The 26,305-nt window shown below is 58.3% G+C and carries 27 protein-coding genes and 1 pseudogene; 9 read left to right on the top strand and 19 right to left on the bottom strand.

Annotated features, from left to right (window positions below; genetic code table 11):
* Positions 1 to 30: 30 nt before the first annotated feature.
* From ACNA0I_RS13735 to ACNA0I_RS13765, 7 genes and pseudogenes are all read right to left on the bottom strand, one after another.
* The gene (locus ACNA0I_RS13735) at positions 31 to 1,050 is read right to left on the bottom strand and encodes an ABC transporter ATP-binding protein (RefSeq protein ID WP_415806560.1); all 1,020 of its coding nucleotides are present in this window, start codon (positions 1,048 to 1,050) and stop codon (positions 31 to 33) included.
* The gene (locus tag ACNA0I_RS13740) at positions 1,047 to 2,054 is read right to left on the bottom strand and encodes an ABC transporter ATP-binding protein (protein ID WP_415806561.1); all 1,008 of its coding nucleotides are present in this window, start codon (positions 2,052 to 2,054) and stop codon (positions 1,047 to 1,049) included. Before ACNA0I_RS13740 ends, ACNA0I_RS13735 begins: the two co-directional genes overlap by 4 nt.
* Positions 2,051 to 2,394 (bottom strand): ABC transporter permease (locus ACNA0I_RS13745; RefSeq protein WP_415806562.1); only part of this gene is annotated, 344 nt, incomplete at its 5' end. The genes ACNA0I_RS13740 and ACNA0I_RS13745, both read right to left, overlap by 4 nt.
* A gap of 1 nt (position 2,395) precedes the next feature.
* Positions 2,396 to 2,953, bottom strand: a pseudogene (locus ACNA0I_RS13750) (ABC transporter permease); the annotation flags it as partial.
* Entirely contained in the window at positions 2,950 to 3,930 is a 981-nt protein-coding gene (locus tag ACNA0I_RS13755) for an ABC transporter permease (protein ID WP_415806563.1), read from the bottom strand. The pseudogene ACNA0I_RS13750 and the gene ACNA0I_RS13755, both read right to left, overlap by 4 nt.
* A complete protein-coding gene (locus tag ACNA0I_RS13760) occupies positions 3,927 to 5,387 on the bottom strand; it encodes an NAD(P)-binding domain-containing protein (protein ID WP_415806564.1) in 1,461 nt (486 codons plus the stop codon). The genes ACNA0I_RS13755 and ACNA0I_RS13760 overlap by 4 nt, the downstream gene beginning before the upstream one ends.
* Positions 5,384 to 6,364: a LysR family transcriptional regulator gene (locus ACNA0I_RS13765; RefSeq protein ID WP_415806565.1), complete on the bottom strand. Its 981-nt coding sequence runs from the start codon at positions 6,362 to 6,364 to the stop codon at positions 5,384 to 5,386. The genes ACNA0I_RS13760 and ACNA0I_RS13765 overlap by 4 nt, the downstream gene beginning before the upstream one ends.
* A gap of 248 nt (positions 6,365 to 6,612) precedes the next feature.
* On the opposite strand from ACNA0I_RS13765, the gene ACNA0I_RS13770 reads away from it, so the two are divergent.
* Positions 6,613 to 6,846: a putative hemolysin gene (locus ACNA0I_RS13770; RefSeq protein ID WP_415806566.1), complete on the top strand. Its 234-nt coding sequence runs from the start codon at positions 6,613 to 6,615 to the stop codon at positions 6,844 to 6,846.
* 23 nt (positions 6,847 to 6,869) lie between these two features.
* Here ACNA0I_RS13770 and ACNA0I_RS13775 read toward each other — a convergent pair whose 3' ends face one another.
* The gene (locus ACNA0I_RS13775) at positions 6,870 to 7,496 is read right to left on the bottom strand and encodes a DUF2239 family protein (RefSeq protein ID WP_415806567.1); all 627 of its coding nucleotides are present in this window, start codon (positions 7,494 to 7,496) and stop codon (positions 6,870 to 6,872) included.
* A 167-nt stretch (positions 7,497 to 7,663) separates the two neighbouring features.
* Here ACNA0I_RS13775 and guaB point away from each other — a divergent pair, with 167 nt between their 5' ends.
* Entirely contained in the window at positions 7,664 to 9,124 is a 1,461-nt protein-coding gene (gene guaB, locus ACNA0I_RS13780; RefSeq protein WP_415806568.1) for an IMP dehydrogenase, read from the top strand.
* 89 nt (positions 9,125 to 9,213) lie between these two features.
* Positions 9,214 to 10,806, top strand: coding sequence for a glutamine-hydrolyzing GMP synthase (gene guaA, locus ACNA0I_RS13785; protein ID WP_415806569.1), 1,593 nt, complete (start codon positions 9,214 to 9,216; stop codon positions 10,804 to 10,806).
* A 198-nt stretch (positions 10,807 to 11,004) separates the two neighbouring features.
* Here guaA and ACNA0I_RS13790 read toward each other — a convergent pair whose 3' ends face one another.
* The 4 genes from ACNA0I_RS13790 to ACNA0I_RS13805 all read right to left on the bottom strand — a co-directional run bounded on the left by ACNA0I_RS13790 (position 11,005) and on the right by ACNA0I_RS13805 (position 14,466).
* Positions 11,005 to 12,060: an FRG domain-containing protein gene (locus ACNA0I_RS13790; RefSeq protein ID WP_415806570.1), complete on the bottom strand. Its 1,056-nt coding sequence runs from the start codon at positions 12,058 to 12,060 to the stop codon at positions 11,005 to 11,007.
* A gap of 72 nt (positions 12,061 to 12,132) precedes the next feature.
* On the bottom strand, positions 12,133 to 12,708 hold the full coding sequence (locus tag ACNA0I_RS13795) for a PIN domain-containing protein (RefSeq protein WP_415806571.1): 576 nt from the start codon (positions 12,706 to 12,708) through the stop codon (positions 12,133 to 12,135).
* Positions 12,705 to 13,172, bottom strand: a complete 468-nt coding sequence (locus ACNA0I_RS13800) for a helix-turn-helix domain-containing protein (protein WP_415806572.1) — start codon at positions 13,170 to 13,172, stop codon at positions 12,705 to 12,707. The genes ACNA0I_RS13795 and ACNA0I_RS13800 overlap by 4 nt, the downstream gene beginning before the upstream one ends.
* Before the next feature lie 514 nt (positions 13,173 to 13,686).
* Positions 13,687 to 14,466, bottom strand: a complete 780-nt coding sequence (locus ACNA0I_RS13805) for an SDR family NAD(P)-dependent oxidoreductase (RefSeq protein ID WP_415806573.1) — start codon at positions 14,464 to 14,466, stop codon at positions 13,687 to 13,689.
* A gap of 105 nt (positions 14,467 to 14,571) precedes the next feature.
* On the opposite strand from ACNA0I_RS13805, the gene ACNA0I_RS13810 reads away from it, so the two are divergent.
* Positions 14,572 to 15,156, top strand: coding sequence for a TetR/AcrR family transcriptional regulator (locus tag ACNA0I_RS13810; RefSeq protein ID WP_415806574.1), 585 nt, complete (start codon positions 14,572 to 14,574; stop codon positions 15,154 to 15,156).
* Between the two features lie 116 nt (positions 15,157 to 15,272).
* Here the strand turns inward: ACNA0I_RS13810 and ACNA0I_RS13815 are convergent, their stop codons facing one another.
* The 3 genes from ACNA0I_RS13815 to ACNA0I_RS13825 form a co-directional block, all read right to left on the bottom strand.
* Entirely contained in the window at positions 15,273 to 15,638 is a 366-nt protein-coding gene (locus tag ACNA0I_RS13815) for an alkyl sulfatase dimerization domain-containing protein (protein WP_415806575.1), read from the bottom strand.
* A gap of 166 nt (positions 15,639 to 15,804) precedes the next feature.
* Positions 15,805 to 16,725 (bottom strand): NADP-dependent oxidoreductase, encoded by a 921-nt coding sequence (locus ACNA0I_RS13820; RefSeq protein ID WP_415806576.1) that lies wholly within the window; start codon positions 16,723 to 16,725, stop codon positions 15,805 to 15,807.
* A gap of 20 nt (positions 16,726 to 16,745) precedes the next feature.
* Positions 16,746 to 17,300 (bottom strand): ester cyclase, encoded by a 555-nt coding sequence (locus ACNA0I_RS13825; RefSeq protein WP_415806577.1) that lies wholly within the window; start codon positions 17,298 to 17,300, stop codon positions 16,746 to 16,748.
* Between ACNA0I_RS13825 and ACNA0I_RS13830 the strand changes: the two genes are divergently transcribed.
* Entirely contained in the window at positions 17,289 to 18,200 is a 912-nt protein-coding gene (locus ACNA0I_RS13830) for a LysR family transcriptional regulator (protein WP_415806578.1), read from the top strand. The two genes, ACNA0I_RS13825 and ACNA0I_RS13830, sit on opposite strands and share 12 nt — an antisense overlap.
* A 149-nt stretch (positions 18,201 to 18,349) precedes the next feature.
* Here the strand turns inward: ACNA0I_RS13830 and ACNA0I_RS13835 are convergent, their stop codons facing one another.
* Entirely contained in the window at positions 18,350 to 19,258 is a 909-nt protein-coding gene (locus tag ACNA0I_RS13835; RefSeq protein WP_415806579.1) for a LysR family transcriptional regulator, read from the bottom strand.
* 129 nt (positions 19,259 to 19,387) lie between these two features.
* On the opposite strand from ACNA0I_RS13835, the gene ACNA0I_RS13840 reads away from it, so the two are divergent.
* The 3 genes from ACNA0I_RS13840 to ACNA0I_RS13850 all read left to right on the top strand — a co-directional run bounded on the left by ACNA0I_RS13840 (position 19,388) and on the right by ACNA0I_RS13850 (position 21,833).
* Positions 19,388 to 20,260 (top strand): NmrA family NAD(P)-binding protein, encoded by an 873-nt coding sequence (locus ACNA0I_RS13840; RefSeq protein WP_415806580.1) that lies wholly within the window; start codon positions 19,388 to 19,390, stop codon positions 20,258 to 20,260.
* A 187-nt stretch (positions 20,261 to 20,447) separates the two neighbouring features.
* Complete coding sequence (locus ACNA0I_RS13845) at positions 20,448 to 21,158, top strand: HXXEE domain-containing protein (RefSeq protein ID WP_415806581.1); 711 nt, start codon at positions 20,448 to 20,450, stop codon at positions 21,156 to 21,158.
* A 108-nt stretch (positions 21,159 to 21,266) separates the two neighbouring features.
* The gene (locus ACNA0I_RS13850; RefSeq protein WP_415806582.1) at positions 21,267 to 21,833 is read left to right on the top strand and encodes a LysR family transcriptional regulator; all 567 of its coding nucleotides are present in this window, start codon (positions 21,267 to 21,269) and stop codon (positions 21,831 to 21,833) included.
* Positions 21,834 to 21,921: 88 nt separating this feature from the next.
* On the opposite strand, the gene ACNA0I_RS13855 is transcribed toward ACNA0I_RS13850, so the two are convergent.
* Genes ACNA0I_RS13855 through ACNA0I_RS13865 form a run of 3 tightly spaced genes read right to left on the bottom strand, consistent with a single transcriptional unit; the run spans position 21,922 to position 25,297 of the window.
* The gene (locus ACNA0I_RS13855; RefSeq protein WP_415806583.1) at positions 21,922 to 22,953 is read right to left on the bottom strand and encodes a Bug family tripartite tricarboxylate transporter substrate binding protein; all 1,032 of its coding nucleotides are present in this window, start codon (positions 22,951 to 22,953) and stop codon (positions 21,922 to 21,924) included.
* Positions 22,950 to 23,966 carry an NADPH:quinone oxidoreductase family protein gene (locus tag ACNA0I_RS13860; protein WP_415806584.1) on the bottom strand — a complete coding sequence of 339 codons (1,017 nt, stop codon included), beginning with the start codon at positions 23,964 to 23,966 and terminating at the stop codon, positions 22,950 to 22,952. Before ACNA0I_RS13860 ends, ACNA0I_RS13855 begins: the two co-directional genes overlap by 4 nt.
* Positions 23,967 to 23,977: 11 nt before the next feature.
* Positions 23,978 to 25,297: a CaiB/BaiF CoA transferase family protein gene (locus ACNA0I_RS13865; protein ID WP_415806585.1), complete on the bottom strand. Its 1,320-nt coding sequence runs from the start codon at positions 25,295 to 25,297 to the stop codon at positions 23,978 to 23,980.
* Positions 25,298 to 25,338: 41 nt separating this feature from the next.
* Between ACNA0I_RS13865 and ACNA0I_RS13870 the strand changes: the two genes are divergently transcribed.
* Positions 25,339 to 26,262: a LysR family transcriptional regulator gene (locus tag ACNA0I_RS13870; protein ID WP_415806586.1), complete on the top strand. Its 924-nt coding sequence runs from the start codon at positions 25,339 to 25,341 to the stop codon at positions 26,260 to 26,262.
* Positions 26,263 to 26,305 lie beyond the last annotated feature (43 nt).

Here is a 26,305-nt window from a genome sequence, read left to right on the forward strand (position 1 = left end):
GTAATGGTGAGCCAATGGCTGACGAGATGATTATTTGCCGTCGTTCAAGTGACAGGCGCTCATATGGTTGATGGCAATGCCTTTGAGCGTCGGGACTTCGGTTTTGCAGCGGGGCATCGCGTGCGGACATCGCGGATGAAAATGGCAGCCGGTGGGCGGATTCAACGGGCTGGGAATTTCACCCTGGATGGCGGTAAAGGTTTTATGGCGCGCGTTCATGCGCGGGATTTCAGCCAACAGCGCCTGGGTGTAGGGATGGTTCGCGCGGCGAAAGACGTCTTCGGCGGGTGCGCTTTCGACGACGCGTCCCAGGTACATGATGACGACACGATCGGACAGATGTTCCACTACACCCAGATCGTGGCTGATGAATAGATAGGTCAGGTTGAGTTCTTCACGCAGATCCATGAACAGGTTCAGGATCTGTGCCTGGATCGAAACATCCAGCGCTGCGACGGCTTCGTCGCAGATCAACATCGAGGGCTGCACGGCTAGCGCGCGAGCAATGCCGATGCGTTGGCGTTGACCGCCGCTGAATTGGTGCGGATAGCGTTGACGCAACGCGGGGTCCAGCCCGGCACGCTGCATTTGCGCGCTGACATAATCGTCCATCTCTGCACGGGTGGTCAGCCCGTGAATCAGGGCCGCCTCGCCGACAATCTGGTCCACGCGCAGACGCGGGTTCAGGCTGGCATACGGATCCTGAAAAATCAGTTGAGCTTTCAGGCGCGCGCGGTGGGCCTGTTGTGCATCCATCTGCTGGCGCGGCATGCCATCAAACCAGACTTCGCCTGCGGTGGGTGGCATCAGCCCAGCCGCCATGCGGCCCAGCGTGGATTTACCGCAGCCGGACTCGCCAACCAGACCGACGACTTCGCCGGGACGCACGATCAGATCGACGCCATCGACGGCGTGAGTGATCGACGGTGGGCGCGATAGGCGCAGCTTTTGCAGTACGCGTTCGGCTTTACCGATCTTGCGTTCGCCAAAGCGTTTGCTGACCTGGCGCAGTTCAATCATCGGCGTTTGTGCGGTGGGTGCCGTATTCATGCGACCTCCGCAGCGGTGAGGGTCGGGTAAAAGCAGCGCACCAGGCGTTCCGAAACGGGTTGAGTCAAATCAGGGCGTTCACTACAGGCCGAGCCGGCGCGCGGACAGCGGGCCGCGAATGCACAGCCTGAGGGCAGGTCCAGTAGATTCGGCGTCATGCCGGGGATCTGACGCAACCGTTGGCCACGCAGATTGTTACCCGGCAAACTGCCGATCAATCCTGCGGTATAGGGATGCAGCGGAGCGTCAAGCACATCGTCGACACGTCCGTGTTCGACAATGCGCCCGGCATACATGACCGCGACCTCATCGGCCAGGCCGGCGACGACTGATAAATCATGCGTAATCCAGATCAGGCTGGTGCCATGCAGGCGCGCCAGCTTTTGCACCTCTGACAGGATCTGCGCCTGAATGGTGACGTCGAGCGCGGTGGTGGGCTCGTCCGCAATGATCAGGTCAGGACGATGCAACAACGCAATGGCGATGGCAACGCGTTGGCGCATGCCACCAGACAACTGATGCGGATAAGCTCGCAGGCGCTCTTCCGGGCTGGGGATCCCCATCATGCCTAGGGTGTCGCGCGCCAATTCCCGCGCCTGCGCCTTGGACATATTGTTGTGGGCGCGTACCGCTTCGATCATTTGCGCATCGACTCGCAGGACCGGATTGAGCGTCATCATCGGATCTTGAAAAATCATCGCGATGCGATTGCCCTGCAGCTTGCGCAACTCGCGCGGAGGCAGTTGGGTCAGGTCACGCCCCTGGAACAAAATCTCGCCGCCCACGATGCGGCCGGGCGCGTCCACCAGTCCCATGATCGAAAAGCCCGTCACGGACTTGCCCGATCCCGATTCACCGACCAGGCCGAGAATGCGGCCTCGTTCCAGTTTGAACGAGACGCCATCGACTGCAGGCAAAACACCTGCGCGGGTGAAAAAGTGCGTGCGCAGATCGCGCACTTCCAAGGTGGCCGGGCCACCAGCAGAGTGGTGTGCCGCCATCATTTGTGCGTCCTCGGATTCAATACATCGCGCAGGCGGTCACCGACCAGGTTGATGGCCACGATAGTGATCAGCAGGGCAATGCCGGGATAAAAGCTGATCCAATAGTCGCCGGACAGCATGTATTGGAAACCATTCGAGATCAACAGCCCCAGCGAGGGTTCCGTCACGGGAACGCCCAGGCCCAGAAAACTGAGCGTGGCCTCCAGCGTGATGGCGCGCGCGATTTGCAGGGTACCGATCACAATCAATGGCGGCAGGCAATTGGGCAGGATGTGTTTGATCATGATGCGCCAGCTCGGGATGTCCAGGCAACGCGCCGCCTCGACGTATTCGCGGCGGCNCTCGACCAGCGCTTGCCCGCGCGCGGTGCGCGCATAGTAGGCCCATTCCAGGATCACGAGCGTCAACACCACGTTGCTGACGCCTTTACCCAGATAGGCCAGGATCATCATGGCCACCAGGATCGAGGGGAACGACAGCAGCAGATCGACGACACGCATGATCAGCGCATCGACGCGCCCGCCCGCGTACGCAGCCAGCAGGCCGAGCAGCGTGCCCAGGACGCCGGCAATCAATGCCGAGCCTATGCCCACCATCAGACTGATGCGCAGTCCGTACAAAATGCCGGAATACAAATCCCGGCCTTGGCCATCCGTACCCAGCCAATAGGTAAAGGTGCCCATGCCGTTTTCCGAGCCGGGCGGCAGGCGTGCGTCCAGCACGTCGAGTTGCAGCAGATCGTAGGGGTCTTGCGGGGTAATCCACGGGGCCAGGATCGCGGCCAGGATCAGCAGGGTCGCAACGACCAGGCCGAATACCGCGATCTTGGACGAGAAAAACTCTGCCAGATTGCGGCGCCATGGCGATTCTTGACGCAAGGGAGCGATAGCCGTGCTCATTGCGCAGCCTCCGCATCGAGGCGAACTCGAGGATCCAACAGCTTGTACAAAATATCGACGATCAGATTCAAGGTGACAAACAGGCAGACAATCACGACCAGATACGACACGATGACGGGTCGATCCAATGCATTGATGCTGTCCAGAATCAGTTTTCCAGCGCCGGGCCACGAGAAAATACTTTCCGTCACGACGGCGAATGCGATGGTCGAGCCGAGCTCCAGGCCCAGCACGGTAACCAGGGGGATAAGCGTATTGCGCAACACGTGCACACAGACCACGCGGACGGGCGACAGGCCTTTGGCGCGCGCGAATTTTACGTGGTCCAGCGGCAGCACCTCGCGTACCCCGGCACGTGTCAGTCGAATGACGAGCGAGATCTTGAACAACGACAGATTGATTGCGGGCAGAATCAGATGGCGCAGTCCGTCGGCAGTGAGCCACGACCACTGCGCGCCCAGGAACTCTACTGTCGTGCCGCGACCGCTCGCTGGCAGCCAGCCCAGCGATACGCTGAACGCCATGATCAGCATCAAACCAACCCAGAACGTCGGCAAGGAAAATCCGACGATGCTGCCTGCCATCAGGAAACGCGAGATCGGGTTGTCGGGGTACAGCCCTGCGAATAAACCGAGCGGAACGCCGATCACGACAGCGAGAAAGAGCGCCGCAAATGCCAGCTCCAAGGTCGCCGGCATACGATCCAGAATCAACTCAATGGCCGGGATGTTATAGACAAAGCTATTGCCCAGATTGCCATGCAGCGCGCCATTCAAAAAGCTCAGATACTGACGCCACAAGGGCTGGTCCAGACCCATCTGCGCAATGATGCGCGCGCGCTCGACCTGATCGACATCCTGGCCAATCAGGATATCGATCGGGTTACCGATGGCATGCAAGCCGACAAAGACGATCAACGTCATCAACAGCACGACCACCAGCGCCTGGGCCAGGCGGCGAAAAAGCCAGACTATCATTGAACCGGCTCCTGTACGCCCTCGGCAGGAATCCATTCGTCGCCAAAGACTTCAGGCTCGGCGTAGGCCTGCATATTGGCGTAGTGCGTCTCGACGTCTTCGCGATAAAACAGTCCCGCCATGCCTTGTGCGAGACGTTTGGCGCCGTCGCTGATGGCAGGGATATCGCCCGATACGGTGCCGTGGGTCAACGCGGCGGGGTATGAGAAGCAATGCACGCGATCCAGGCCGGGACAGCAGCCGGGCGTTTTTTCTTGCAACTCGAATGCCGCGCCCAAGTCGGGGGAGTCGGTGAGTTCCTGATCCTCTTGCCCCGCTGCAGGCGTGTAGCGATCGCCCCAGGCGCGGACATGCGGCGCCAATGCAGCGAATTCCGGACGTACGGTCCAGTCGATACGAAAGCCCGTCGAGAATACGAGGAAGTCCAGTACGAACACGCCTTTGGGGGTGGTGACATGGATCTCGTCGCCGACCATCGCGACGTCCAGAATCGGACAGCTCAGATTGAAACGGGCATTCGGATGACGCGAGACACGCAGTGTGCTGCCGCGAGGCGGTGGCACTTGCTGCATATTGATGTAGTGGCGGATCCGCCATTTCCATTCGTCGGGCAAACTCAGGTGTCCGTGGACCAGGCCGGCATTGCCGGAGCCCTTGCCCTTGTTGACGCGCGGAATGTCATCGCGGCGAATCAACAGATCTACGCTGGCCGCGCCGGCCTCCAGGGCAGTCGCGGCGCTATCCATGGCCGAGGCGCCCGCGCCGATCACGCCGACGCGCTTGCCAGCCAGTGCGGCGTAGTCGGTCGTATCAGAGGAGTGCGCCCAACGGTGACGCGGCAGTTTGTGAGCAAAGGCCGGGACATACGCCCCGCCCAGGCCATCGCGGCCGGTTGCCAGCACGACACGGCGGGCCAATACGGTTTGTGATCCAGCAGGCGAGGCGATGTCCAATTGCACCACACCATCCGCGCGGGGACGCACGGCCTGTACTTGATGCTGATTGCGGATATCCAGTCCCAGCACGCGACGGTACCAACGCAGATAATCCATCCATTGCAGGCGGGGGATCTTATCCAGGGCCTCCCAGGCCTCGGCGCCGAACTGGGCCTCGAACCAGGCGCGGAACGTCAGCGCGGGCAAGCCGAGCGCGGGGCCGGTGAGTTGTTTGGGGGACCGCAGCGTTTCCATACGCGCGGTGGTTGCCCAGGGGCCTTCGTATCCTTCGGGTGCGCGATCAAAAATCGGTGCGTCGATTCCCACATGATTCAAAGCCGCCGATGCAGCCATACCCGCCATCCCGCCACCGATGATCGCCACGTCCAACACGGATTGGCCGTCGATGGTGCGCGCTGGCATCCAACGCTTGGCAGGCAGCTCTAACCAGGCCAGGTCTTGGCGCAGACGCGCCTCCAATGCGGCGAGGCCCGGCTTCGGGCTGTCGACAGAGAGAGTCATGATGCAGAAGAATCCATAACAGGAGTGGTTTCGCCGTAGATCGAGTGCAGCAATGCGCCGTGCTCGCTAGCCTCGTGACGCACAAAACCGGGCAATAGCTGCGCGGCGGTTTCGGCGAGGGCATCGGCAACTGCCTGCACTGCGGGCAGGGAGGGCTGCGATTGCGGCGTGATCACGCCAAAGAAAAATGGGATGTCGATATCCAGCGTCCGGATCGCCACGCCATCAACGGGCAGGCCGTAGACAGTGATGGGCTCCAGCACCGCCAGACCGAGGCCGGCGCGTACGGCGGCCAGCGCGTTGACGGACGAGTTGGTTTCGATCAGGCCGGGGGCCTTGCTCCCTTGGTTTGCCAAGGCCTGATCCAGACGCCGGCGCAGGCGGTATGGATTGGCCATGGTGATCAGGCGCCGGCCGATCAGGTCATCAATGGATAGAGAGGGTTGCGCAGCCAGCGGATCGTTCGCCGGCAGGGCGACGATGCAGGGGGCTTGGCCAATCCAATGCACGGTCAAGCCTCGATGTTCCAACGGCAAACTGGTCGCGCCGAGTTGCGCTGCGCCGGTCAACACATCGTGCAGCACGCGTTCGGGCGACATGCTGCGCAAATGAATATTGGCGTTCGCAATGCGGCCTTCGATGGATTTCAACGCCGCTGGCAACAGGCCTGTCGCCAGGGCAGAGGTCGCCGCCAAACGTAGAGGGCGATCATCGCCGCGGGCAATTTCCTCTGCGCGTTGGCGGATCTGTTTCAAGCCCACTAGCGCACGTTCCACATCGTCATACAGCAAGAATCCCTGCTCGGTCGGGGTTACGCGCGGACCATTGCGGGCAAAGAGCGCATAGCCGATTTCGGCCTCGAGCTCTTGGATCGAACGCGTGATGACCGGCTGAGAACGGCCGAGCAAACGCCCGGCAGCGGTCACGCTACCGGTCGACATGACGGCTGCGAAAGCCTCCAGTTGTCGTAATTCCATCGTCTTGCTTTATGTCAAAACAGAATTCTGGGGCTAGTAGTATGCGCCGTACAAATAATTAAATGACATAAGTAAATTCCCGAATGCGATATTCGGGGTAGTTTTTATGATTTCTCCTTATATCCCCGTTGACGGCATGCTTTTCGGTATCCGGTACGATGGGGGCCACGGCGAGCGCGCGTTTATAAAGGCTGATAAAGGCTGTCGGTCTGAACGATTACACTCCGCCATTCAGATCAGGAGGCCTAATGAAAAAGATCGGAATCGCCGCGGCTGCACTTATCGCGGCAGGTTGTTCTAGCCCGGATCGCGATCCAGCACCTGTAGGCATGGCGAACCCTGCCTCGGTTTATTGCGCCAAACTCGGCGGCAAGCTCACCATTGAAGACCGGCAGGGCGGACAAGTGGGAATGTGCACACTGCCAGACGGAACAACGATCGAGGAATGGGAGCTATACCGCAGAGATCATCCGCGCCAGTAACGTGCTGCCCGTGCCAGCATCCGTCAATGTGCTTTAACGCCAAACGCCATCTGCGTCGCGTACTCTTGTACATCGGCGGGCCAAGTGGACGCGTGTTGCATGAACTGCGCCTGGTCATGGGCAAATAATGCCCGTGTGGCCTCTTCGAAGCCCGGCAGGTTGCCAGCCATCGACGACATGAAACGGTAGGCTGCCTCTTGTTGCTGACGTTGCTGCGTAGCACCGCCGTCGGCATGGCGCGCCTGGTCCACCAGTTTGCGCAGCGCCACGGACGTGCCGCCCGGCTGCTGGGCGAGCCATTCCCAGTGACGCGGCAACAACGTGATTTCTCTGGATACGACCCCGAGTTTTGGCCGCCCGCGTCCGCGTGCCGCTGGTATGTCCGCCGCACCGACAGGCGATGATTCCGCCTGCGGGCAGGCAGCAGCCCCCTGCGTCGTGAATTCGACAGGGCTGCTACGCAAATCTAAGTCTACGATCTGCCCTGTTGCATCGTCGTAGATCAGTACAGGGCCCGTGGCCTGCGCATCGTGGGCGCGGCGTACGGCTATTGCGACCTCGGGCAGGGCGCCCGACGCAATGCGCCGATGGCCATCAAAGGCGGTGCAGGTTGCCACAGTATCGGCCACAGCGTTGGTTACCGTATTCATAGGTTCTCCTTTTCCGTCCGGTGATCCCATTATTGGCCGGGTAAAATTAAAATTCAATATTACCCGGGTTAAATATTGCAACTAGAAATTTACGTTAACGACTAGGGAAACCCCCTAGTAATAATCTCTCTAGCGCGTATAATCTTGCTTTGCGCCCGGAGTCCCCCATGCGTCTCGTCCAAAAAGCGCTCACCTTCGACGATGTGTTGTTGGTGCCTGCGTATTCCGAGGTGTTGCCGCGCGACACCTCTCTGGCCACCCGCCTTACTCGCAACATCACCCTGAATATCCCGCTCGTGTCCGCTGCCATGGACACAGTGACCGAATCCCGTCTTGCCATCGCCATGGCTCAAGAGGGCGGTATCGGGATCATTCACAAAAACCTGTCCGCTGACGAACAAGCCAAAGAAGTCGCGCGCGTCAAACGCCACGAGTTCGGTATCGTCATTGATCCCGTGACGGTCACGCCCGACATGAAAGTGCGTGATGCCATCAGTCTGCAACGTCAGCACGGCATCTCGGGCCTGCCCGTCGTCGAGGGCAAAAAACTCGTCGGCATCGTCACCAACCGTGACCTGCGTTTCGAAGACCGCCTGGATCAGCCGCTGCGCAACATCATGACGCCGCGGGAACGCTTGGTGACCATGCAAGAGGGCGCCACGCTGGACGAAGCACAGGCCCTGATGCACAAGCATCGTCTCGAGCGTGTCTTGATCATCAACGACGCCTTTGAACTGCGTGGCTTGGCTACCGTTAAAGACATCGTCAAAAACACCGAGCACCCGGTTGCCAACAAAGACGCCCAAGGTCAGTTGCGTGTAGGCGCTGCGGTCGGCGTGGGCGATGGCACCGAAGAGCGCGTCGCAAAGCTTGCCGCCGCTGGCGTTGACGTCATCATCGTCGACACCGCGCACGGCCACTCGCGGGGCGTGTTGGAGCGTGTCCGCTGGGTCAAGGAAAACTTCCCCAAAGTCGAAGTCATCGGCGGCAACATCGCCACCGCTGCCGCTGCGCGCGCGCTGGTCGAGCATGGCGCTGACGGCGTCAAGGTCGGTATCGGTCCGGGCTCCATCTGCACCACGCGTATCGTCGCAGGCGTAGGCGTGCCGCAAATCACCGCCATCGCCGATGTGGCCAAGGCCCTCGAAGGCACCGGCGTGCCCTTGATCGCCGACGGCGGCATTCGTTATTCGGGCGACATCGCCAAGGCCCTGTCTGCTGGCGCATTCGCCTGCATGATGGGCGGCATGTTCGCCGGCACCGAAGAAGCCCCCGGCGAAGTCGTCCTGTTCCAAGGCCGTTCGTACAAGTCGTACCGCGGCATGGGCAGCCTGGGCGCCATGTCCGATGGCTCGGCCGATCGCTATTTCCAGGATCCGGCCAACAACGCCGACAAGCTCGTCCCCGAAGGCATCGAAGGCCGCGTCCCCTACAAGGGCAGCGTCCTGGCCATCATCTACCAATTGGTGGGTGGTATTCGCGCCTCGATGGGCTATTGCGGTTGCGCCACCATCGACGACATGCGCACCAAAACGCAATTCGTCGAGATCACCTCGGCTGGGGTACGTGAATCCCACGTCCATGACGTGCAGATCACCAAAGAGGCCCCCAACTACCGCGCCGACTGATCGAGTCAGTACAATGCAATGCATCGCGCACCGGCAGAACTCCCGCGGTTCTGGCCGGTGCGCTTTTATTTCCAACCGGCAGAGTCTCCATGCACCAGCGCATCCTTATTCTTGACTACGGTTCGCAAGTCACCCAATTGATCGCCCGCCGCGTTCGCGAGGCAGGTGTTTATTCCGAAATCCATCCTGGCGATGTTGACGACGCCTTTGTGCGCGAGCAGGCTGCACAGGGCTTGAAAGGCATCATCCTGTCGGGCAGCCACGCTTCGGCCTACGACGAGGGATCGTTGACCGTTCCTTCGGCCGTCTTCGAGTTGGGCCTGCCGGTGCTGGGCATTTGCTACGGCATGCAGTCCATGGCCATGCAACTAGGCGGCAAAGTCAGCTTTTCCGACCATCGTGAATTCGGCTATGCCGAGGTCCGTGCTCACGGCCATACACAACTGCTAAATGACCTGGCCGACTTCACCACGCCCGAAGGCCACGGCATGCTCAAGGTCTGGATGAGCCACGGTGACAAGGTCACCGAGCTGCCCCCGGGCTTCAAGCTGATGGCCTCGACACCGTCGTGTCCTATTGCTGGCATGGCCGACGAGGACCGCAAGTTCTACGCTGTGCAGTTTCATCCTGAGGTGACCCACACCATTCAGGGCAAGGCCATGCTGGCCCGCTTTGTGAACGACATCTGCGGTTGCAAGGGCGACTGGAACATGCCCGACTACGTCGCCGAGGCTGTTGCGCGTATTCGCGAACAAGTCGGCAGCGATGAAGTCATCCTGGGCCTGTCGGGTGGAGTGGATTCCTCGGTGGCTGCTGCCCTGATTCACAAAGCCATCGGCGACCAGCTGACCTGCGTCTTCGTCGATCACGGCCTGTTGCGTCTGGACGAAGGCAAACAGGTCATGAAGACCTTTGCCGACAACATGGGCGTGAAAATCGTTCACATCGACGCCACCGAACAGTTCATGGGCAAACTGGCCGGCCAAGCCGACCCCGAAGCCAAACGCAAAATCATCGGCCGCGAATTCGTCGAGGTGTTCCAAGCCGAGGCCGCAAAGCTCAAGAGCGCCAAATGGCTGGCGCAAGGCACCATCTATCCCGACGTGATCGAATCGGCTGGCGCCAAGACTGGCAAGGCGACCTCGATCAAGTCGCACCATAACGTGGGCGGCCTGCCTGATACGCTGAATCTGCAGTTGCTCGAACCCTTGCGCGAACTGTTCAAGGACGAAGTCCGCGAACTCGGCGTGGCCCTCGGCCTGCCGCCGGAGATGGTCTACCGCCATCCGTTCCCGGGTCCTGGTCTGGGCGTGCGCATCCTCGGTGAGGTCAAGCAAGAATACGCAGACCTGCTGCGCCGTGCCGATGCGATCTTCATCGAAGAACTGCGCAGCACGATCGACGAGACCAGCGGCAAGAGCTGGTACGACCTGACCTCGCAAGCCTTTGCGGTGTTCCTGCCGGTGAAATCGGTAGGCGTAATGGGCGATGGCCGTACCTACGAATACGTTGTCGCACTGCGTGCGGTACAGACGTTCGACTTCATGACCGCCGACTGGGCACCGCTGCCGCATGCGTTGCTGGCCAAGGTTTCGTCGCGGATCATTAATGAAGTCCGTGGCTTGAATCGGGTCGTGTACGACGTGTCGAGCAAGCCGCCTGCGACGATCGAGTGGGAGTGAGGGTTGTGTATCAGTTATTGATTTAAATGTGAAAATTTAATTTCAATAACTGTATCTCCCACATCATCAATGGTTTTTTCATGGTACCTAGAGGGTGCACCAAGGGAAAAACGCCGATACCATGCATTGGGGCACAATCCCAACATGGTATCGAGACCCACTTTAGCATTGACTTCTTGTTTCACGGCGCGCGATGGTTCAATCCATCATTTCTTGCTGTGTCCATTTCGTTCGAACATCTTGCGCCACGTTATCCATGGTGGGCATGAGTGCAGATCGGGAAATATTCTCACGGCGAAGAATCTCTATTAAGTCGGCTAAATGCTCATGTGCCAATCTAAGCTTCCTAAGTACCGTGACGCCTGGGTTGGCCTCAGAAACAAACTCCGCAATGCTAGGCCGTTTACCACCCGATTTCATAAAATAAATGCCAGACCTGCTAATGGTCGTGAACAGCCCAGCCTGAGCAGCTAAGAACGGGTTGTCCCGAGTAGATGGCCTGACGACTGCGATGGTGGGATCAAATCGTGGGGCGCCATTTGGTGCATTGGGGAAGCTGACTCCTTCGACAGAAACTCTCTGTGCATGGCTCTTGTGCAATGCCCAAACGACCAGATGTGCTCCAGCGTTTGCAACCCGCAATGGCTCGACGGCAAAGAATGCGGCGGCCATCGGATCTCGTGTCCAATCAAGAAGGCGCGTAGGTATCCCATGATGCTGTGCGAGAGCCAAGGCAGCCGGCAAATCTGAGAAGCGCAAGAATTCGTCGCCAAATATCGGATTGTGAGGATCCGCCAACCAATCTGGATTGGTAGTTGGATCCGGTCCGAGATTTGTCATCGGTACCGGCATTCCCAGTTCATCACATCTGCTGATGAAGTCCCACACCGGCAAATACTCGGCAGTGGTTTGGATTGTTAAGAGCCTACTAAGCTCGGCATCGCGTGGGCCAAATGCAGCGGAACCAGACCAGTAGTTGGGATGCCAAAACCAGTTGAGATTTTGCGTCGGCTGCACAGCGCCAAAGCGGCGCGTTGCTTCAGTAATACTGTTGTTCAAGATGGTATTCGATGGGCGCCAAGCCGAAGGTAATAACTGCCACTCCTCGTATGCGTGGCCCCGAAAAACCCACGGACAAGATGCACCTTCCCACCAATGGGAATTGGATGGCCGAAGAGCGTCAATAAATTCCTGAGCCGTTGCTGCCACCGCCACTTCGATGCCTTCAGAGGCATTTGTCCAATCAATAGCCAACTCAATTCTCTCCAAAGGTTTTCCATTCTTCGGCTACGGCAGGCGCCTGATAGGCAGCGTTGGGCTGTGATGTTAGAGAATGGAACAATAGGTCGCTAAGGCTTTGGTCGTCTGAACCAGTCCTTGCCGAAATAGGATCTCCAGATAGCGGTCGACGTCGATAGGCGGATTCTTGAGTTGCGCTCGCTGTCGCTGCGCGGCGGCTACCACCGCTGCTGCATCAAGGTCAAAGAGATTCTCCACAAACTCGTCGGGATGTTGAGATTCAACTCCGTAGGAAGTGAGTACGTCCGCTGGAAAATCCCGTTGATTGAAGGTCACGATCACGCTGGCACCACAGCGGATGGCCGTAGCGAGAACATGGCGATCGTCGGCGTCGGGTAGAGTCAACCCTGCAATGATATCTTCATACCCATCCACCAAACCATCGGGGATTGCGCGGTCCATCAGGTCTGACGTGCGATCGACCTGTGCACGTGTCAGATCAGGCCTGTTGAGTAGCAAATTGCGTTTCCACTCCTCATGAATGTCGCGACTCCAGCGAGCACGGAACCGTCCCGACAACCCTAGCCACATCAGAAAGTCGCGCAGCGGCGCGGGATAGAGAACACAGGCATCGAAGATGACAGTGAAGGGGGAGTGCCTCATTCGTACCCCATGCCTGATTCCTGTGCCTGACGTGCGAGTTCTGCCATGGCGTCTTCGCTGGCGCGGTCGCGTGCATCTTTGTATTGCATCAGGTCTGCGAACCGCACGCGGCGATGTTTCCCCGTTCGATGGAACGGCAGCACACCATCCTCCAGTAGCTTGACCAAGTGAGGGCGGGAGACGTTGAGCATGTCTGCGGCTTCCTGTGTCGTCAACTCTGCATGGATGGGCATGACTTTCACGGCATTGCCCTCGGCTAACTCAGCCAGGATATCGACGAGCAAACGCAGGGCAGAGGTGGGCAACTCCACCTGGTGAGCTTGGTTTCGGTCATCGAAGATCTGGATGTGTTGCGTTTCGAAGCGCGTTGCCAAGTAGGCCGCCAAGGCGCGTTGACCCTGCACGGCTGCCTGAACTTCCCGTTCGGCGGGCAGCGTCAGCTTGGTCTGTGTGATGGTGGTCATGGCTAATTCCTGGGCTGTGTAGCAATCTCAGGAGCCAGTATATTCGAAATAAACGAAAAACGAAATAAACGAAAAGAATCCGGGCGATGACTGGGTCAGATCGTTATGGCTGGGCTGGAGCAAGCTTTTTCGACTCAATGGACGTCTGCAGAGGTCAGTCGATGCCGCTGTTCGCCTGAGTCACTGGTGAGCAGGCCGATTGGCTCTCCATGGCATTTTTCGTGGTGTCGACGGAGGTGGCTGCTTCAATCGTTTGACTTAAAACAGCTTTTTCTTCTTATTGGTGACTGAGTGGGAAAACGATATCTCTCGCATTATCAACGATATTTTTTATGGCATGAGGAAGGCGTGCCATTGAAAAAAGCGCCGATACCATCGTTAGCTTAATAGAGCTGACATGGTATCGGGAAAGCGATTTGCCTCCTGACCAGAAACGGCAACACGGCTGCCGCCCCTGTGGTTGATTGTTCGAACGTGGTGGCTCGGACAGCGAAGCTGCTCGGGCGAGCGGTCCTCAAGAGGGCGCACGGTAGCGCGCTGCTGGTTTGCTGTTGGCGAAGTTCGGGCGCATCGCCAAACGGGCCGTCTCGAAGGCTTCCCATTGATGCACATCGGGCAACGGCGGGATAGTCACTGTCTCTCGGCGATCGAAGCCGACCAAAGCCGCGTCGACGAGATCGTCGACCTCCATCAGGCCGTTGATCTGGCTGATATCGAGCCCCGCATGCTGCCAGATATCGGTACGTGTCGCGCCCGGCAGAACCGCCTGCACGTACACTCCCGCGGCCCCAAATTCATGCGTCAACGACTGGGACAACGTAAGCAGATAGGCCTTGGTGGCGCCATAAATGCCAGAGGTGATTTCGGTGGCCACGCCGATGACCGAGCTGATGTTGACGATGGCGCCCGAACCGCGCGACGCCATACCGGCAATAGCAGCATGGGCCAAAAGAGTGGGTGCCGTCATGTTCAGGCGGATCAGCCGCTCTAGATCTTCGTCGGCGGTGTCGACGAAGCCGCCCGGGACATTTGTGCCCGCGTTGTTGATGAGGATGTCGGCAGGGGGGGCGATCCGGATGCGCCGCGCGAGCTCTTGCAACTGAACTGGATCGGACAGATCGCAAGTGATCGCTTCGACCTTGATGTCATGCCGTGTTTGCAAGTCGAGCGCGAGTGCGGTGAGTTTTTCGGTGCTGCGGGCGACGAGTACGAGGTCGTGGCCTCGGGCGGCGAGACGCTTGGCGTAAGCGGCACCAATGCCGGCGGACGCGCCAGTAATGAGGGCAGTGGACATGGGATGCTCCTGAAAGTGTGATGGCGAAATTGCCTTTTAGATGATGATTGACATCTATATGGAGTATGGTTATCATCTAAATAAATGTCAAGGTCGGAGTGAATCATGCGAAACAGCCAAGCGGTGAAAGATGCGAATCGCCGCCGCATCCTAGAAGTGGCTGCACCACTTTTCCGTGAGCGGGGTGTGCAAGGGGTGTCGGTTGCCGATGTCATGCAGGCGGCTGGCATGACACATGGCGGGTTTTATCGGCATTTCGTCGACAAGGACGAGCTGGTTGCCGAGGCACTGGCGACAAGCTCCCAACAGCGGGCGGACGAACGCAAAAGCGCCGAACAGAGTGATCTCGCAACTTACGCCGCCGCCTATCTTTCGGCCGAGCACCGGGAGCGGCGCCGCGAGGGCTGCATGTTTGCCGCACTTGGATCGGAACTCGTGCGCGGGCCTGACGGAGGACGTCAGGCCATGACGGAGGCGATGCGTGAACAGATCAAGACGCTTTCCGAAACGGCCGCCGGTCGGAATGCGAAGGAGCGCCGCAGGTCGGCGTTGGCCAGTTGGTCGACCATGGTTGGTGCACTCACGCTGTCGCGGCTGAGCGACGATCCCGAGCTCTCTGACGAGATTCTGGATGCTGCCCTCAATTTGATCGTCACGCGCCTGAGTCAAAAGACGTCGCCGGATGGCTGACCACCGTCGCACCCTCGTCGCCCTCGCCGACTCAGGCAAGAGAGAAGTTCCCTTCTTGGGCTAGATGGTACTTTTCATGGCATTGGTATTTTTGGGTGGAGACCCAGTACCACGACTCAATTCTTATTTTGCGCCACCGGCCAGCGCAACGACTTTTCCGCTCGCTCCTTCTCTGTCAGCGGGAAGATATGCGTTGGGTTGCCGTCGAACCAACCAGCATTTTGCGAATAGATGCCGCGCACTGACCAGGCAACAGTGCCGTAATACTCTTGCAGATAGGGGTGTTGCGCTAGTCGCGCTGGTAGTGTTACTTCCTGAACCAACTCATCTGGGGTCTTGCCTCTGTTGATCCCTTCCATGGTTTTGTCATAGACGAACTTGATGCCGTCCCGATAAGCCGTGAGAGCATCCTTGACTTTGTCCTCGCCAGCTCGCGTGCTCACCTGACCTTCTGCCAGAATTATGTCCCAAAGATTCTTCATGCCTGCGACGTCGAGCGGCGGTCGTGAGGAAGGCAGGGCGGAATTGCGAGTTGACGTGCCGGGCCTGGCCCTACCAGCCATGATGAGTCCTTCCGAAGTGGCATGGTATTTTTTCTTCGCCCCCAGCGCCAACCTGAAATCCTTGCAGCACAACGCTCTCCACGGATCAACTGCTCACTCGGATGAGCACCTTGCCGCGTGCATGTCCGGTAGCCACTTTCTCCAGCGCCGAGCGCGCCTCGTCCAACGGGAAGATCGAGTCGGTGATGATCTGCAACTGCCCCGTCTGGAAGAGGCGGGTAGCCTGCGGCAGGAAAGGCGTTGCGCTTTCGAAAAACACGAAATCGCCCGCGTTTCCGTTTTGCGGTTTGATGCCGAACTCAACCAGCGTTGCGATGCGGCCGCCCGCGCGCAAGACGGGCCAGGACTTGGTCAGCGTGTCACCGCCGACAGTGTCAATTACGAGGTCGATGTCGCGCGTTTTCGCGAAGTCCTGCATCCGGTAGTCGATGACATCGTCTGCGCCCAGGCTCTTGACCAGATCGACGTTCTTGCCGGACGCCGTGGCGACGACATAGGCGCCCGCTTGGTGGGCTAGTTGGACGGCCATGCTGCCGACGCCCCCCGCTGCGGCGTGGATCAGCACGCGCTGCCCACGCCGCAGTTGGCCGACGTTAAACAGCGCTTGCTGAGCCGTGCCAAAAGCGGTTGGCAGGGCCGCAGCCTGTTCGACGCTCATTTCTGCTGGGATGAGGCACACGTCATCACCGGAAATCATCAAGGTGTGAGCGAAGGCACCTCCCTCGCTGGGCGCCGTGCGTCCGACCACGCGGTCGCCAGGCTTCACGTTGGACACCTGTGCGCCGACGGCCTCAATGACGCCGCCGAAGTCCGTGCCCGGCACATACGGAAGTTCGACCGGGAAGACTTGCTGCATGTAGCCGGCGATTATCTTCAGGTCCAGCGGGTTGACGCCTGCAGCCTCGACTCGCACCCTGACTTCGGTGGGCCGGAGTGCGCGCAGAGGACGTTCGCCGATAGTGAAAACGTCGGGAGCACCAAAGGTGCTGATAAATGCTGCTTTCATCGGGATATCTCCGAAGGGGTTCAGGCTTGAGGTGGGAACTGGCCGAGTTGGAGGAACAGACCGAACCAGTCCTCCATGTGCCAGGTCTTGGCAATGCGATCGCCCGCGAGCGTATGAAACTCATGGAGGCGGAAGCTGACCTTTTTTCCCGTGGGTGCGATACCGAAGAGCTCACCTTGATGCGTGCCGCTGATCTCCGCGCGCACACCGATTCGGCCAGGCTCCTGGACCATGTCGTGGATGGTGATCCTGACGTCGGGGAACGCCTGCAGGACGATGCGGATGATGGGCTTGATGCCGTCGGGGCCGGGGCTCTGGCCAGGAGCAAGCGGGACGTCGTCCCAGTCCGGTGCAAGAACCCTATCCACGAGGTCAGCGTTCTTGTCGGTAAATGCGCGGTAGAAAATCTCCACCGCCTGACGCTCAGTGAGAAGGCGATCGGAGAGATCAGTGTTGGAGGTGTTCATTGCCAATTTCATTTCCGTTTGCTGACGATGGTGAAATTTTGGGGACGGCAGTAGAATCTGTCCAACAAATACATCGTATATATCTTTATCCACGGTATGAATTTTCATGGCATCGATCTAAACCTGTTGGTGGCTTTCGACGCCTTGATGAGCGAGCGGAATGTGACTCGCGCTGCAACCCAAGTCGGCGTGAGTCAGCCAGCGATGAGTGCGGCGCTTTCGAGGTTGCGCAAGCTCTTCGGTGACCCGCTGTTTTTGCGCAGCGCCGATGGCCTGTTGCCAACAGCACGCGCACGGGATCTGTCCGAGCCGATCTCCGAAGCTTTGCGACAGATCGAATCCACGCTCGTGAAGAAGCCCCAGTTCGTGCCCGAAAAGGCATCGATGACTTTCAAGCTGGGGCTGTCTGACTATCCGGCCTTCGTCTTGCTGCCTTCATTGATGCAGGCGCTTGAACGTCAGGCACCAGGCGTGTCATTGAATGTGCATGCTTTCAGCGACCGAGATCATGCGGTCGATTTGTTGGATTCAGGTGTCATCGATGCGGCTATCGGTGTCCCACCTACACATGCTGACGGTCGGATATTGACGCGGCCTGTACTTCGAGACGAATTCGTCACGATCGTCGCCAGTAGCCATCCGGCGGCTCGGCGCGGGATGAGCATGAAGAACTACTTGGAGTTGCCTCACGTCCTCGTTTCTCCCGAAGGCGAGCTGTACGGGATCGTGGATCAGGCGCTGGCGCAACAGCGCAAGAAGCGCAATATCGCGCTGACTTTACCGCAGATGTTTGCGGTGCCGGCCATCGTAGCTCGAACGAGAATGACGGCCACGGTCATGAAGCGAGTGGCCCTTTACTCGCCGGCCGGCCGCCGGCTGGTGTTATTTCCGCCCCCGGTGGCATTGCCCGAGGTTGTATTCGACCTGATTTGGCATCGACGCAGTGACGCTCATCCCGCCCAGCTTTGGTTCAGAGAATTTATCGCGGAGCATGCTGCATCGCTATGACCGGTTTTTTCTGCAACCGATTGGCTTGGGGGTTGCGTTGCGGATGACTTGGCGTATGAGAGGGCTGACAGAACCGACGACGATGGTGGTCTACAACCCGGCAACGCCAGAGGATGCCGAGCCGATCAGATCCCATTACGCCCGGGGCCTCAGCCGGCCATCGGCTTCGGCAGGTAATCGTCTGGTTTGAATGCCCTTCGCATCCGCTGGGTGGCGAAATCGACAAAAGCGCGAAGTTTTGGCAGTGACTGATTTCGGCTTGGATAGTAAAGGGAAAGACCGGGAACCTCTTCGCAATAAGGTTCGAGAACGGCCTGCAGATCTCCGCTTTCAAGATACGACATTACTAGCGAATGCGGCACTTGAAAGAGCCCGGCACCTCTGAGCGCTGAGCGAACGCAGGTCTCAATGTCGTTGATCACGAGCGGCCCCTCGACGCCCACCATGATGCGCTTACCATCGACGACAAATTGCCAATGATCGAGAGCCCGCACGGACTGACGCAGCAGTATGCAACGGAAATTCTGCAGGTCGGAGGGAGACGACGGCCGGCCATGTTTCCGAAATAACGCGGGGGTGCCAACAACAACGAAGCGTTCCGGTGGTGTCAACCATACCGCGACCATATCGATCTGCACGAAATTTCCCAGTCGTATCCCCGCATCGAAACCTTCTGCGACGATGTCTATGGGGCGATCTTCGCCCACCAGTTCGAGCTCAACGTTCGGGTAGGCATCGAAAAAATCCGGCAGCAAGCGATTCGCCAGCAACGGCAAAATCGGCCTGGGCGCATTGATGCGCAGCCGGCCGGTAATCTCGCCACCCAAGCCACTCGCGGCATCCAATCCTGCCGAGAGCATGTCGACAGCCGGGCGCGTGTGGGCAAGCAGGCGTTCGCCAGCCTCGGTGAGGCTGACGCTCCGTGTCGTACGCGAGAAGAGCGGCGCGCCCACTCGTTTCTCCAGACTGCGTATCGCCTGGCTGACCGCGGACGGAGTGATTCCGAGCTGCCGTGCCGCCGCACGGAAGCCCCGGCATTCGGCCACGGTCAAAAACATGACCAGCCCATCCAGATGGGTTCTATCGATTGTTAAGTTCATCTACACGGCCCGTTCTGAATATGCCCAGTATTCAAATAATAGCGCACGAGTTACCTTGGGCTACCGAACTGATCAAGGAGAACTCACATGTTTTTAGTTATGGGAATTACGGGAAAAGTAGGTGGTGCAGCCGCAACCCATCTGCTGACGCAAGGCAAGAAGGTGCGCGCGCTGGTCCGCGACCGTTCGAAGGCGTCAAGCTGGGTTGAGCAAGGCGTCGAACTGGTTGATGGCGATTGGAACGATGCGGCCTCCGTTGAGCGGGCGCTCAAGGACGTGGAGGGTGCGTTTGTCATGTTGCCCCCCATCTGGGCGCCGTCGCCGGATTTCAGGGAAGCCAAGCTCGTTATCGCGAACTATGTCCAGGCGCTCACCAAGGCGCCGGTGCCGCGGGTCGTGGCGCTTTCGTCGATGGGCGCAAACAGAACCAGCGGGATGGGGTTGATCACGGCGCTGTCGCTTCTGGAGCAGAGCTTTCGCGATCTGGCATCGCCGATCGCCTATGTGCGAGCAGGGGGTTTTTTTGAGAACTTCTTGTACGGGTTGCACGTCGCTCAAGGCGGCGAACTACCTGTCTTCTATGACCCGCCAAGTCGGAAATCGACCATGGTCGCGACCAACGACATCGGCGCCGAGATCGCAACGCTTCTGAGCGGACCGGCTTGGTCCGGACATCGCATCATCGAACTCGGTTCAATGGTGAGTGCAGACGAAGTGGCTGCGCAATTGGGCGAAGTGATGAAGCTACACGTTAAAGCCGTTGCGGTTCCGCGGGCCGGGTGGGCGGGTGTATTCGAGCAGCTCGGCATTCCGAAAGGCCAGTCTGGTCCGGCCGAAACCATGTATGAGGCTGTCAATGCCGGAGGAATGGACCTCGGGCTCAAGGGTACGGAGCACGTTTCGGGCGCGACGTCTGCTCGCGATGTGTTTGCGGCGGTCCAGAAGGCCTCTGCAGCATAGGTCCGCCCATACGCTGTCGATCTGGGCATCGCGAGGCCGACGGCGTATGGGAACGTACACAGTGATTCACGGGTATCCGAACGGCCAAAGCCGTCCGAGCCCAGGCCGATGAAGTGCGATCTTTTTTCTACTTTATTAAGTAACATCGGTCTGACTGCACAGATTATGCGGGGAATCACCGTTGAATATGTCTTTCCCTTGGTTAGGATTGATAGGCGCAGCCGCGCTGCTCTTGCTCCTATTCGGGTCCGACCTTCTTCGCAGTGATAAAGCTATCTCGCGATGGCGGGACCTGCCTTGGCTATCATGGGCGGGAGCGACGGCCTACCTCATCCATAACGTCGAGGAATATGGGATCGACCTGTTCGGCCGGACGTACGCGTTTCCAACGTCGATGTGCCAGCTGTTTGGCTTTCAGGACGCCGCGCATTGCCCCGTTCCGCCGGCATTCTTTACGGCGGTCAATGTGCCGATGTTCTGGTTTGCTGCGCCGATCGCGGCCTTGCTGAGTCGGCGTCATCCCCTGGTTGGACTCGCCGTCTACGGCGTGATGTTGGTGAACGTTGTTGCGCATGTCATCAGCGGTATTGTTGCCGGATCGATCTACAACCCTGGCTGGCTGACAGCGATCTTCCTGTTCCTGCCGCTGACAGTATGGATGGTTCACACTCTCTTCGGAAGGGGCGGTTTGCGCTATGGCGCGTGGGCATTCCTGGTAGCGTGGGGGGGCGTGCTGCACCTCATCTTGGCGGGCTCGGTTGTTCCGCTCATGAAAGGCCTGATCAGCACACCTATCCCCGCGATTGTTATCCAGGTGGTCAATGCCGGACTCCTTATCGTCGTACCTTGGTTAGCCGAACGCTGGCGCGGGGGAGTTCTGATCCGCCGAGTGGGCTGATGCGGTAATCGGCGTCCTAAAGTCTTGGATTGTCCGGTTATATTGCAGCTAATGCGTTGCGGCACGTTATATAGACGCACATAAAAAAATCAGCCAGGAGACGAGGCAATGACTGACGCGGCGCATCGCAGCGAGGGTGTTTTGGTCGAGCATTTCCGCGAGACCATGATGTTTATGCAGGTTGCCGAGAGTCGCAGTTTCACTGTGGCGGCGCAGCGCTTGAATGTGACCCCCGCCGGCGTTAGCAAGGGAGTCAGCCGGCTGGAGGTAGCGCTCGGCGTCAAGCTACTCAATCGATCTACCCGGAGCGTGTCGCTCACCGACGATGGAGAGAGATTGGCGCTGCGCTGGCGGAGCATCCTGCTGGAGGTGCAAGCCGCGGAGGCGGAGGTGTCGCATGGGGAGAGCCTCAGAGGAAAGCTCAAGATCCACGCGCCTGTAGGTTTGGGCCGAAAAATCATCATGCCGCTGCTCGTCTCTATGGCCAAAAAATTCCCCGAACTTGTCGTCAACGCGGACTTCAGCGACCGCGTGCCCAGTTTTGTGGAAGAGGGTTTTGACGTCGCCGTCAAGATTGGCGAAGTGGCGGACTCGCGCATGGTGGCCAGGAAGCTGATCCCGCCGTCGCAATGTATGGAAGGACGGCTCTTTCCGTGCAAAAACCATCAATCGTGATACGGTGGTGATGCAGGGGCGCCAGCGCAATCGATAGGTGACGGCTGGCGCATAAGTTAAGGTATGAGTCTATGCAACACGCATATTCTCAATCAGCCCGAGCCCCCGACAGCTTGACGATCTCCGCCCATTTTTTTTCTTCGGACCGCATGTACGTTTTAAACGCTTCGGGACTGGAACCCACCGGCTCTGCGCCCATGCGATGGTATTGGGCTACTATTTCTGGTTTCTTAAGCACTTCCTGCGCTGCCTCGGACAGCTTGGCCACGATCTCTGGCGGGGTGTCTCTGGGCGCCCACATTCCGTACCAGGTACTGGTTTCATAGCCGTCCAAACCGGATTCCTGCATGGTCGGAACATTGGGTAAAGAGGTGGATCGTTTTTTCGTGGTGACAGCCAGGGCTTTGAGTTTGCCCGCTGTAATGAAAGGCATCGCGGACGGCATGGAGTCGAACATCAACTGAATCTGACCGCCCATCAAATCGGTCAGCGCAGGCGCGCTCCCTTTGTAGGGAACATGCTGCATCGGGATTCCCGTTTTTAATTTGAACAGTTCCCCCGACAAGTGCTGCGAAGACGCGTTGCCAGCCGAACCAAAGTTGATGGTGCTTTTGGTTTTCTTCAGATAAGCAATCAGCTCCGCTACGTTGGATACCGGAAGTTTGCTGTTGACGACCAACACCAAAGGAACGTCTACGAGCTGGGTTATCGGCGTAAAGTCGTTGAACGAGTCGTAGGGCACGTTGGCGTATACAGACGGATTGATCACTTGTAGCGATGCATTTGTCAGCAGCGTGTACCCATCGGGCGCGGCCTTTGCCACCTGAGCTGCGCCTACCATGCCGCTGGCGCCGGGTTTGTTTTCGACGACGATGGGTTTCTTTAAGACCTTTTCCATGGAAGCGGCGGCAACGCGGCCGACCAAGTCTGTAGGCCCGCCAGGCGGGTATGGAATAACCAACCTGATGGGCGAGTGAGGATAGTCGGATGCAGCAATCGCCGGTGCAATACCCATCAGTGCCGTGAGAGAGAAAGTCAGTGCCCCGGCAAGCAAGACAGCCTGGACGGCGGCTCGTCGCGGCGGCGGCCGGTGATAGGTGTGCTCTGGCTTGTGCGTCATGTCATGTCTCCTTTGATTTTAAGGGCGATCTTTCCCAGTACCTCGCGTCCGTGCAGTGCATCCAGTGCTTCGCACAATTCATGCATCGCATAAACGCGGGAAATACCCGGATGGATGGCGTCGCTCCCTGCCATTTCAAACAGCTGCGCCATCATGGTTTGCATGGGGCGTTCGTAATGTTTGCGCTCGTTCGCTGGTGTCCAACCGATGTATTGGCCATAAAAGAAGCCAAGCAAACTGAGGTTTTTGACCAGTAGAATATTCGCCGGCACGTTGGGAATCGATCCACTGGCAAAGCCTATGATCACGATTTTTCCGTTTTGCGCCGTACAGCGCAGGGCACGCAGCAATAGATCGCCTCCAACGGGGTCGAACACGATCGTGGCGCCTTTGCCATCTGTCAGTGCCTTTACCTGTTCAATGAGCTGGCTCGCATCGACGGCGTGGTGGGCGCCGTTGTGCAAGGCCGCTTGGCGCTTTTTCTCTGTGCTGGCGCAGGCAATGACCTTGACGTTTGGAATCTGCGCAGCCAGTTCGACCGCTGCGGCGCCTACGCCGGACCCCGCACCCAGTATCAAGAGCGAGTCGCCTTCTTTTATCTGTGCGCGCCAATGCAGCGCCGTGAACGCCGTGCCGTAGGAGATCGGCAGCGCCAGCGCATTCAATGGCGGCAGGCCTGCAGGTACCGGATACACTGTGGAGGCCTGGATCTTTAGTTGCTCGCTGTAAGCGCCCCAGTCGCAAATAAAGACAGCGGTGTCGCCAGGTTTGATGTGTTCAACGGCCTGTCCGCACTGCAACACGCAGCCCACGCCCTCTGTTCCCGGGGTAAAGGGCAGCGGCGGCGACTTTTGGTATTTCCCCTCTATCAACAAGCCTGTGGCGTGGCTGACCGTGGCATGGTGAACTTCGATCAAGACTTCATCGTCGGCCAAGCCGGACGGCGAGTCGACGGATTGCACAGAAATGACGTCTGCGGGTGAACCGAACTCTCGGCAGATGATCGATTGCATGACTGTCCTCGTCACAGTTTGATAACGTGTTCGGTGGCCAGCTTGTTTATCGCTGTGCTATCGAGTCCGATCTCGTTCAAGATCTTTGCAGAGTGCTCTCCGATACGTGGCGCAGGCTTGGGTGTTTTTTCCGTGTGGACCGGCCACGGTGTTGCCGCGATCAAGACATCGCCAAAGCCGGGTTGGTGCAACGTTTGAAATGTGGACAGGTGCTGGGCCTGCGGGTGCTGTAATACTTCACTGGCGTTGCGAACGCGTGCATGTAGCACGCTGTGCTGGTTGAAGCGTGTTTCCAGCTCTGCGACTTTCCAGTTCCGCACGACGTCGGCCAGCTCAGTGTGCAAGATCGCTTTATGTTGAAGGCGAAGTTCATTCGTTGCAAAGCGGGGATCTTGTTCCCAATGCGTCAAGGAAAGGGCTTGGCTGATCCGTTGAAATTGATCATTGTTCAACGCCAATATGGTAATTTTTCCGTCCACAGCGTCAAATATTCCGTTGGGGGCGCTGACGGCCTGTTTGATCACTTGCTTGGCAATCACTTCTTCCGAAAAAGCAGTCGATTGCAATGCGCAGCAGACGTTGAATAGATTGAGCTCTACGTGAACGCCTTTGCCTGTTTTAGCGCGTTGTAATAGTGAGGCCGTACAGGCCTGCGCGGCATAGATGCCGGTCGCGATGTCGGCTAGTAAGAAACCCACTCGCTGAGGGCTGCCATTCACATCCCGGTTGGTGCTCATGAGCCCGCTGTCGGCTTGCATCACGGAGTCTGTAGCGGGGTTCTCCGAAAACGGACCGTCGGCCCCATAGCCGCTGATCGATACATAGACTGGGTTTAAGCCCAACTGCGTCAGTGATTCAAAATCGAGACCTAATCGTTGCACGGTCTGGGGCCGAAAATTCTGCACAACAATATCGGCTGTTTTAGCCAGTGCCAGAATCAGCGCCTTGCCCTCGGGATGCTTGGCATCGACCGCGAAACTTTGCTTGCCGGCGTTATAGGTGCAGGACAGGGTGCTGTGCCCATTTGACGAGACGCCTACGTGGCGTCCCCAGTCGCCTTGGGCCGGCTCTATCTTGATGACCTCTGCGCCTTGGTGGCTGAGTAGTTGAGTGCAGTAGGGACCGGCCACGCCCTGGCTCAGGTCCAGCACCTTGAAGCCCGATAATGGGGTAAACCCCAGTGTTGATTCACACGTCACGTATGCCCCCTTTGTCTTGAGCCGCCTTGCTGGATTCCCAACCGACTTAGCCTGTAAATCCCATAGTAAGAGGGCACAGGTAATTTGAGAACTTTCAAAACAGAGCCGTGTCTGGTGATTGATAATCAACAATGAATGGGCGCATGATGCCGTCTGGACTGGGGGGAACGACGATGGATTTGAATCTGGTTCGGTTATTTGTTGCGATTGCAGAATCAAAGAATCTCACCGATGCGGCTAGCCGGTCGGGAGTGACTCGATCGAATGTTTCCCGACGCCTAGGCATGCTGGAAAAAGAGTATGGCGCGCAATTGTTGCGTCGAACGACCCGGTATATGGAACTCACACAGGCCGGCCGCATTCTCTATGAGCATTGTCTGCACGCGTTAAACGAGCTCAGGAGTGCTCAACTGAAGATTGATCAAATCCACCAAACCGTCAGTGGAGAGATCCGTATGCGTATTCCGACGGGGCTCGGGCATTTTTATATCAAGCCCTTGATTCTGGAGTTTTGCAAAACTCACCCGGAATTAAATCTGCGCTTGGTCATCAACGATCAGATTCACGATCTGGTCGCATCAAAGGTCGATCTGGCGATTCACATCACATCTGCGCCGTTGGAGGACCACGTCGCTACCCATGTATGCGACATTCAATGGGGGTTGTTTTGCACCCCGGCTTATCTACGTTCGCTTGTTCACCCGTTGGAAGAACCGAGAAGTATCAAGCACGCGAAGTTGATCGCGCCGTTGAATATTCCACACAGATTGGAGTTTTCGTCACAAAGGGCCGCGGCACATGAATTAATACAGTGCGAGCCCTTCATCCAATCGGGGGACTATCAATTTCTGTTCAATGCCGCAACGGCGGGCTTAGGCGTGGCCCTGCTGCCACGCTACGCTGTCAGAGACGCCATCAGGCAAGGCGCATTGGTGCAGGTTCTCGACCGTCACGAGGTGAGCGGCGTGGGTAACGCGCTCTATGTCGTTCGTGCAGCGAATCGCCAACCTTCTGCGGCCACGTTGGTATTGTTAGATTTGCTGGTGACATCGATACGAAAGATGGCACCCAGTTGGGACGCGGCACACGCTGGTTAACACGTAAACGGCGGTCATATGGCCTTCCTGTGCCGGGGTACAA

The organism is Bordetella muralis (assembly GCF_965139205.1).
GTDB classification, from domain to species: domain Bacteria; phylum Pseudomonadota; class Gammaproteobacteria; order Burkholderiales; family Burkholderiaceae_B; genus Bordetella_A; species Bordetella_A muralis.

Bases quoted from the DNA above. Each gene is read 5' to 3' on its own strand.
- ACNA0I_RS13855 (WP_415806583.1), bottom strand. From the start codon at position 22,953: ATGACGCACAAGCCAGAGCACACCTATCACCGGCCGCCGCCGCGACGA.
- ACNA0I_RS13735 (WP_415806560.1), bottom strand. From the start codon at position 1,050: ATGAATACGGCACCCACCGCACAAACGCCGATGATTGAACTGCGCCAG.
- ACNA0I_RS13845 (WP_415806581.1), top strand. From the start codon at position 20,448: ATGTCTTTCCCTTGGTTAGGATTGATAGGCGCAGCCGCGCTGCTCTTG.
- ACNA0I_RS13775 (WP_415806567.1), bottom strand. From the start codon at position 7,496: ATGAATACGGTAACCAACGCTGTGGCCGATACTGTGGCAACCTGCACC.
- ACNA0I_RS13860 (WP_415806584.1), bottom strand. From the start codon at position 23,966: ATGCAATCGATCATCTGCCGAGAGTTCGGTTCACCCGCAGACGTCATT.
- guaA (WP_415806569.1), top strand. From the start codon at position 9,214: ATGCACCAGCGCATCCTTATTCTTGACTACGGTTCGCAAGTCACCCAA.
- ACNA0I_RS13820 (WP_415806576.1), bottom strand. From the start codon at position 16,725: ATGAAAGCAGCATTTATCAGCACCTTTGGTGCTCCCGACGTTTTCACT.
- ACNA0I_RS13825 (WP_415806577.1), bottom strand. From the start codon at position 17,300: ATGAAAATTCATACCGTGGATAAAGATATATACGATGTATTTGTTGGA.
- ACNA0I_RS13740 (WP_415806561.1), bottom strand. From the start codon at position 2,054: ATGATGGCGGCACACCACTCTGCTGGTGGCCCGGCCACCTTGGAAGTG.
- ACNA0I_RS13795 (WP_415806571.1), bottom strand. From the start codon at position 12,708: ATGAGGCACTCCCCCTTCACTGTCATCTTCGATGCCTGTGTTCTCTAT.
- ACNA0I_RS13840 (WP_415806580.1), top strand. From the start codon at position 19,388: ATGTTTTTAGTTATGGGAATTACGGGAAAAGTAGGTGGTGCAGCCGCA.
- ACNA0I_RS13800 (WP_415806572.1), bottom strand. From the start codon at position 13,172: ATGACCACCATCACACAGACCAAGCTGACGCTGCCCGCCGAACGGGAA.
- ACNA0I_RS13835 (WP_415806579.1), bottom strand. From the start codon at position 19,258: ATGTTTTTGACCGTGGCCGAATGCCGGGGCTTCCGTGCGGCGGCACGG.
- ACNA0I_RS13760 (WP_415806564.1), bottom strand. From the start codon at position 5,387: ATGACTCTCTCTGTCGACAGCCCGAAGCCGGGCCTCGCCGCATTGGAG.
- guaB (WP_415806568.1), top strand. From the start codon at position 7,664: ATGCGTCTCGTCCAAAAAGCGCTCACCTTCGACGATGTGTTGTTGGTG.
- ACNA0I_RS13830 (WP_415806578.1), top strand. From the start codon at position 17,289: ATGAATTTTCATGGCATCGATCTAAACCTGTTGGTGGCTTTCGACGCC.
- ACNA0I_RS13870 (WP_415806586.1), top strand. From the start codon at position 25,339: ATGGATTTGAATCTGGTTCGGTTATTTGTTGCGATTGCAGAATCAAAG.
- ACNA0I_RS13755 (WP_415806563.1), bottom strand. From the start codon at position 3,930: ATGATAGTCTGGCTTTTTCGCCGCCTGGCCCAGGCGCTGGTGGTCGTG.
- ACNA0I_RS13810 (WP_415806574.1), top strand. From the start codon at position 14,572: ATGCGAAACAGCCAAGCGGTGAAAGATGCGAATCGCCGCCGCATCCTA.
- ACNA0I_RS13770 (WP_415806566.1), top strand. From the start codon at position 6,613: ATGAAAAAGATCGGAATCGCCGCGGCTGCACTTATCGCGGCAGGTTGT.
- ACNA0I_RS13765 (WP_415806565.1), bottom strand. From the start codon at position 6,364: ATGGAATTACGACAACTGGAGGCTTTCGCAGCCGTCATGTCGACCGGT.
- ACNA0I_RS13815 (WP_415806575.1), bottom strand. From the start codon at position 15,638: ATGAAGAATCTTTGGGACATAATTCTGGCAGAAGGTCAGGTGAGCACG.
- ACNA0I_RS13850 (WP_415806582.1), top strand. From the start codon at position 21,267: ATGACTGACGCGGCGCATCGCAGCGAGGGTGTTTTGGTCGAGCATTTC.
- ACNA0I_RS13805 (WP_415806573.1), bottom strand. From the start codon at position 14,466: ATGTCCACTGCCCTCATTACTGGCGCGTCCGCCGGCATTGGTGCCGCT.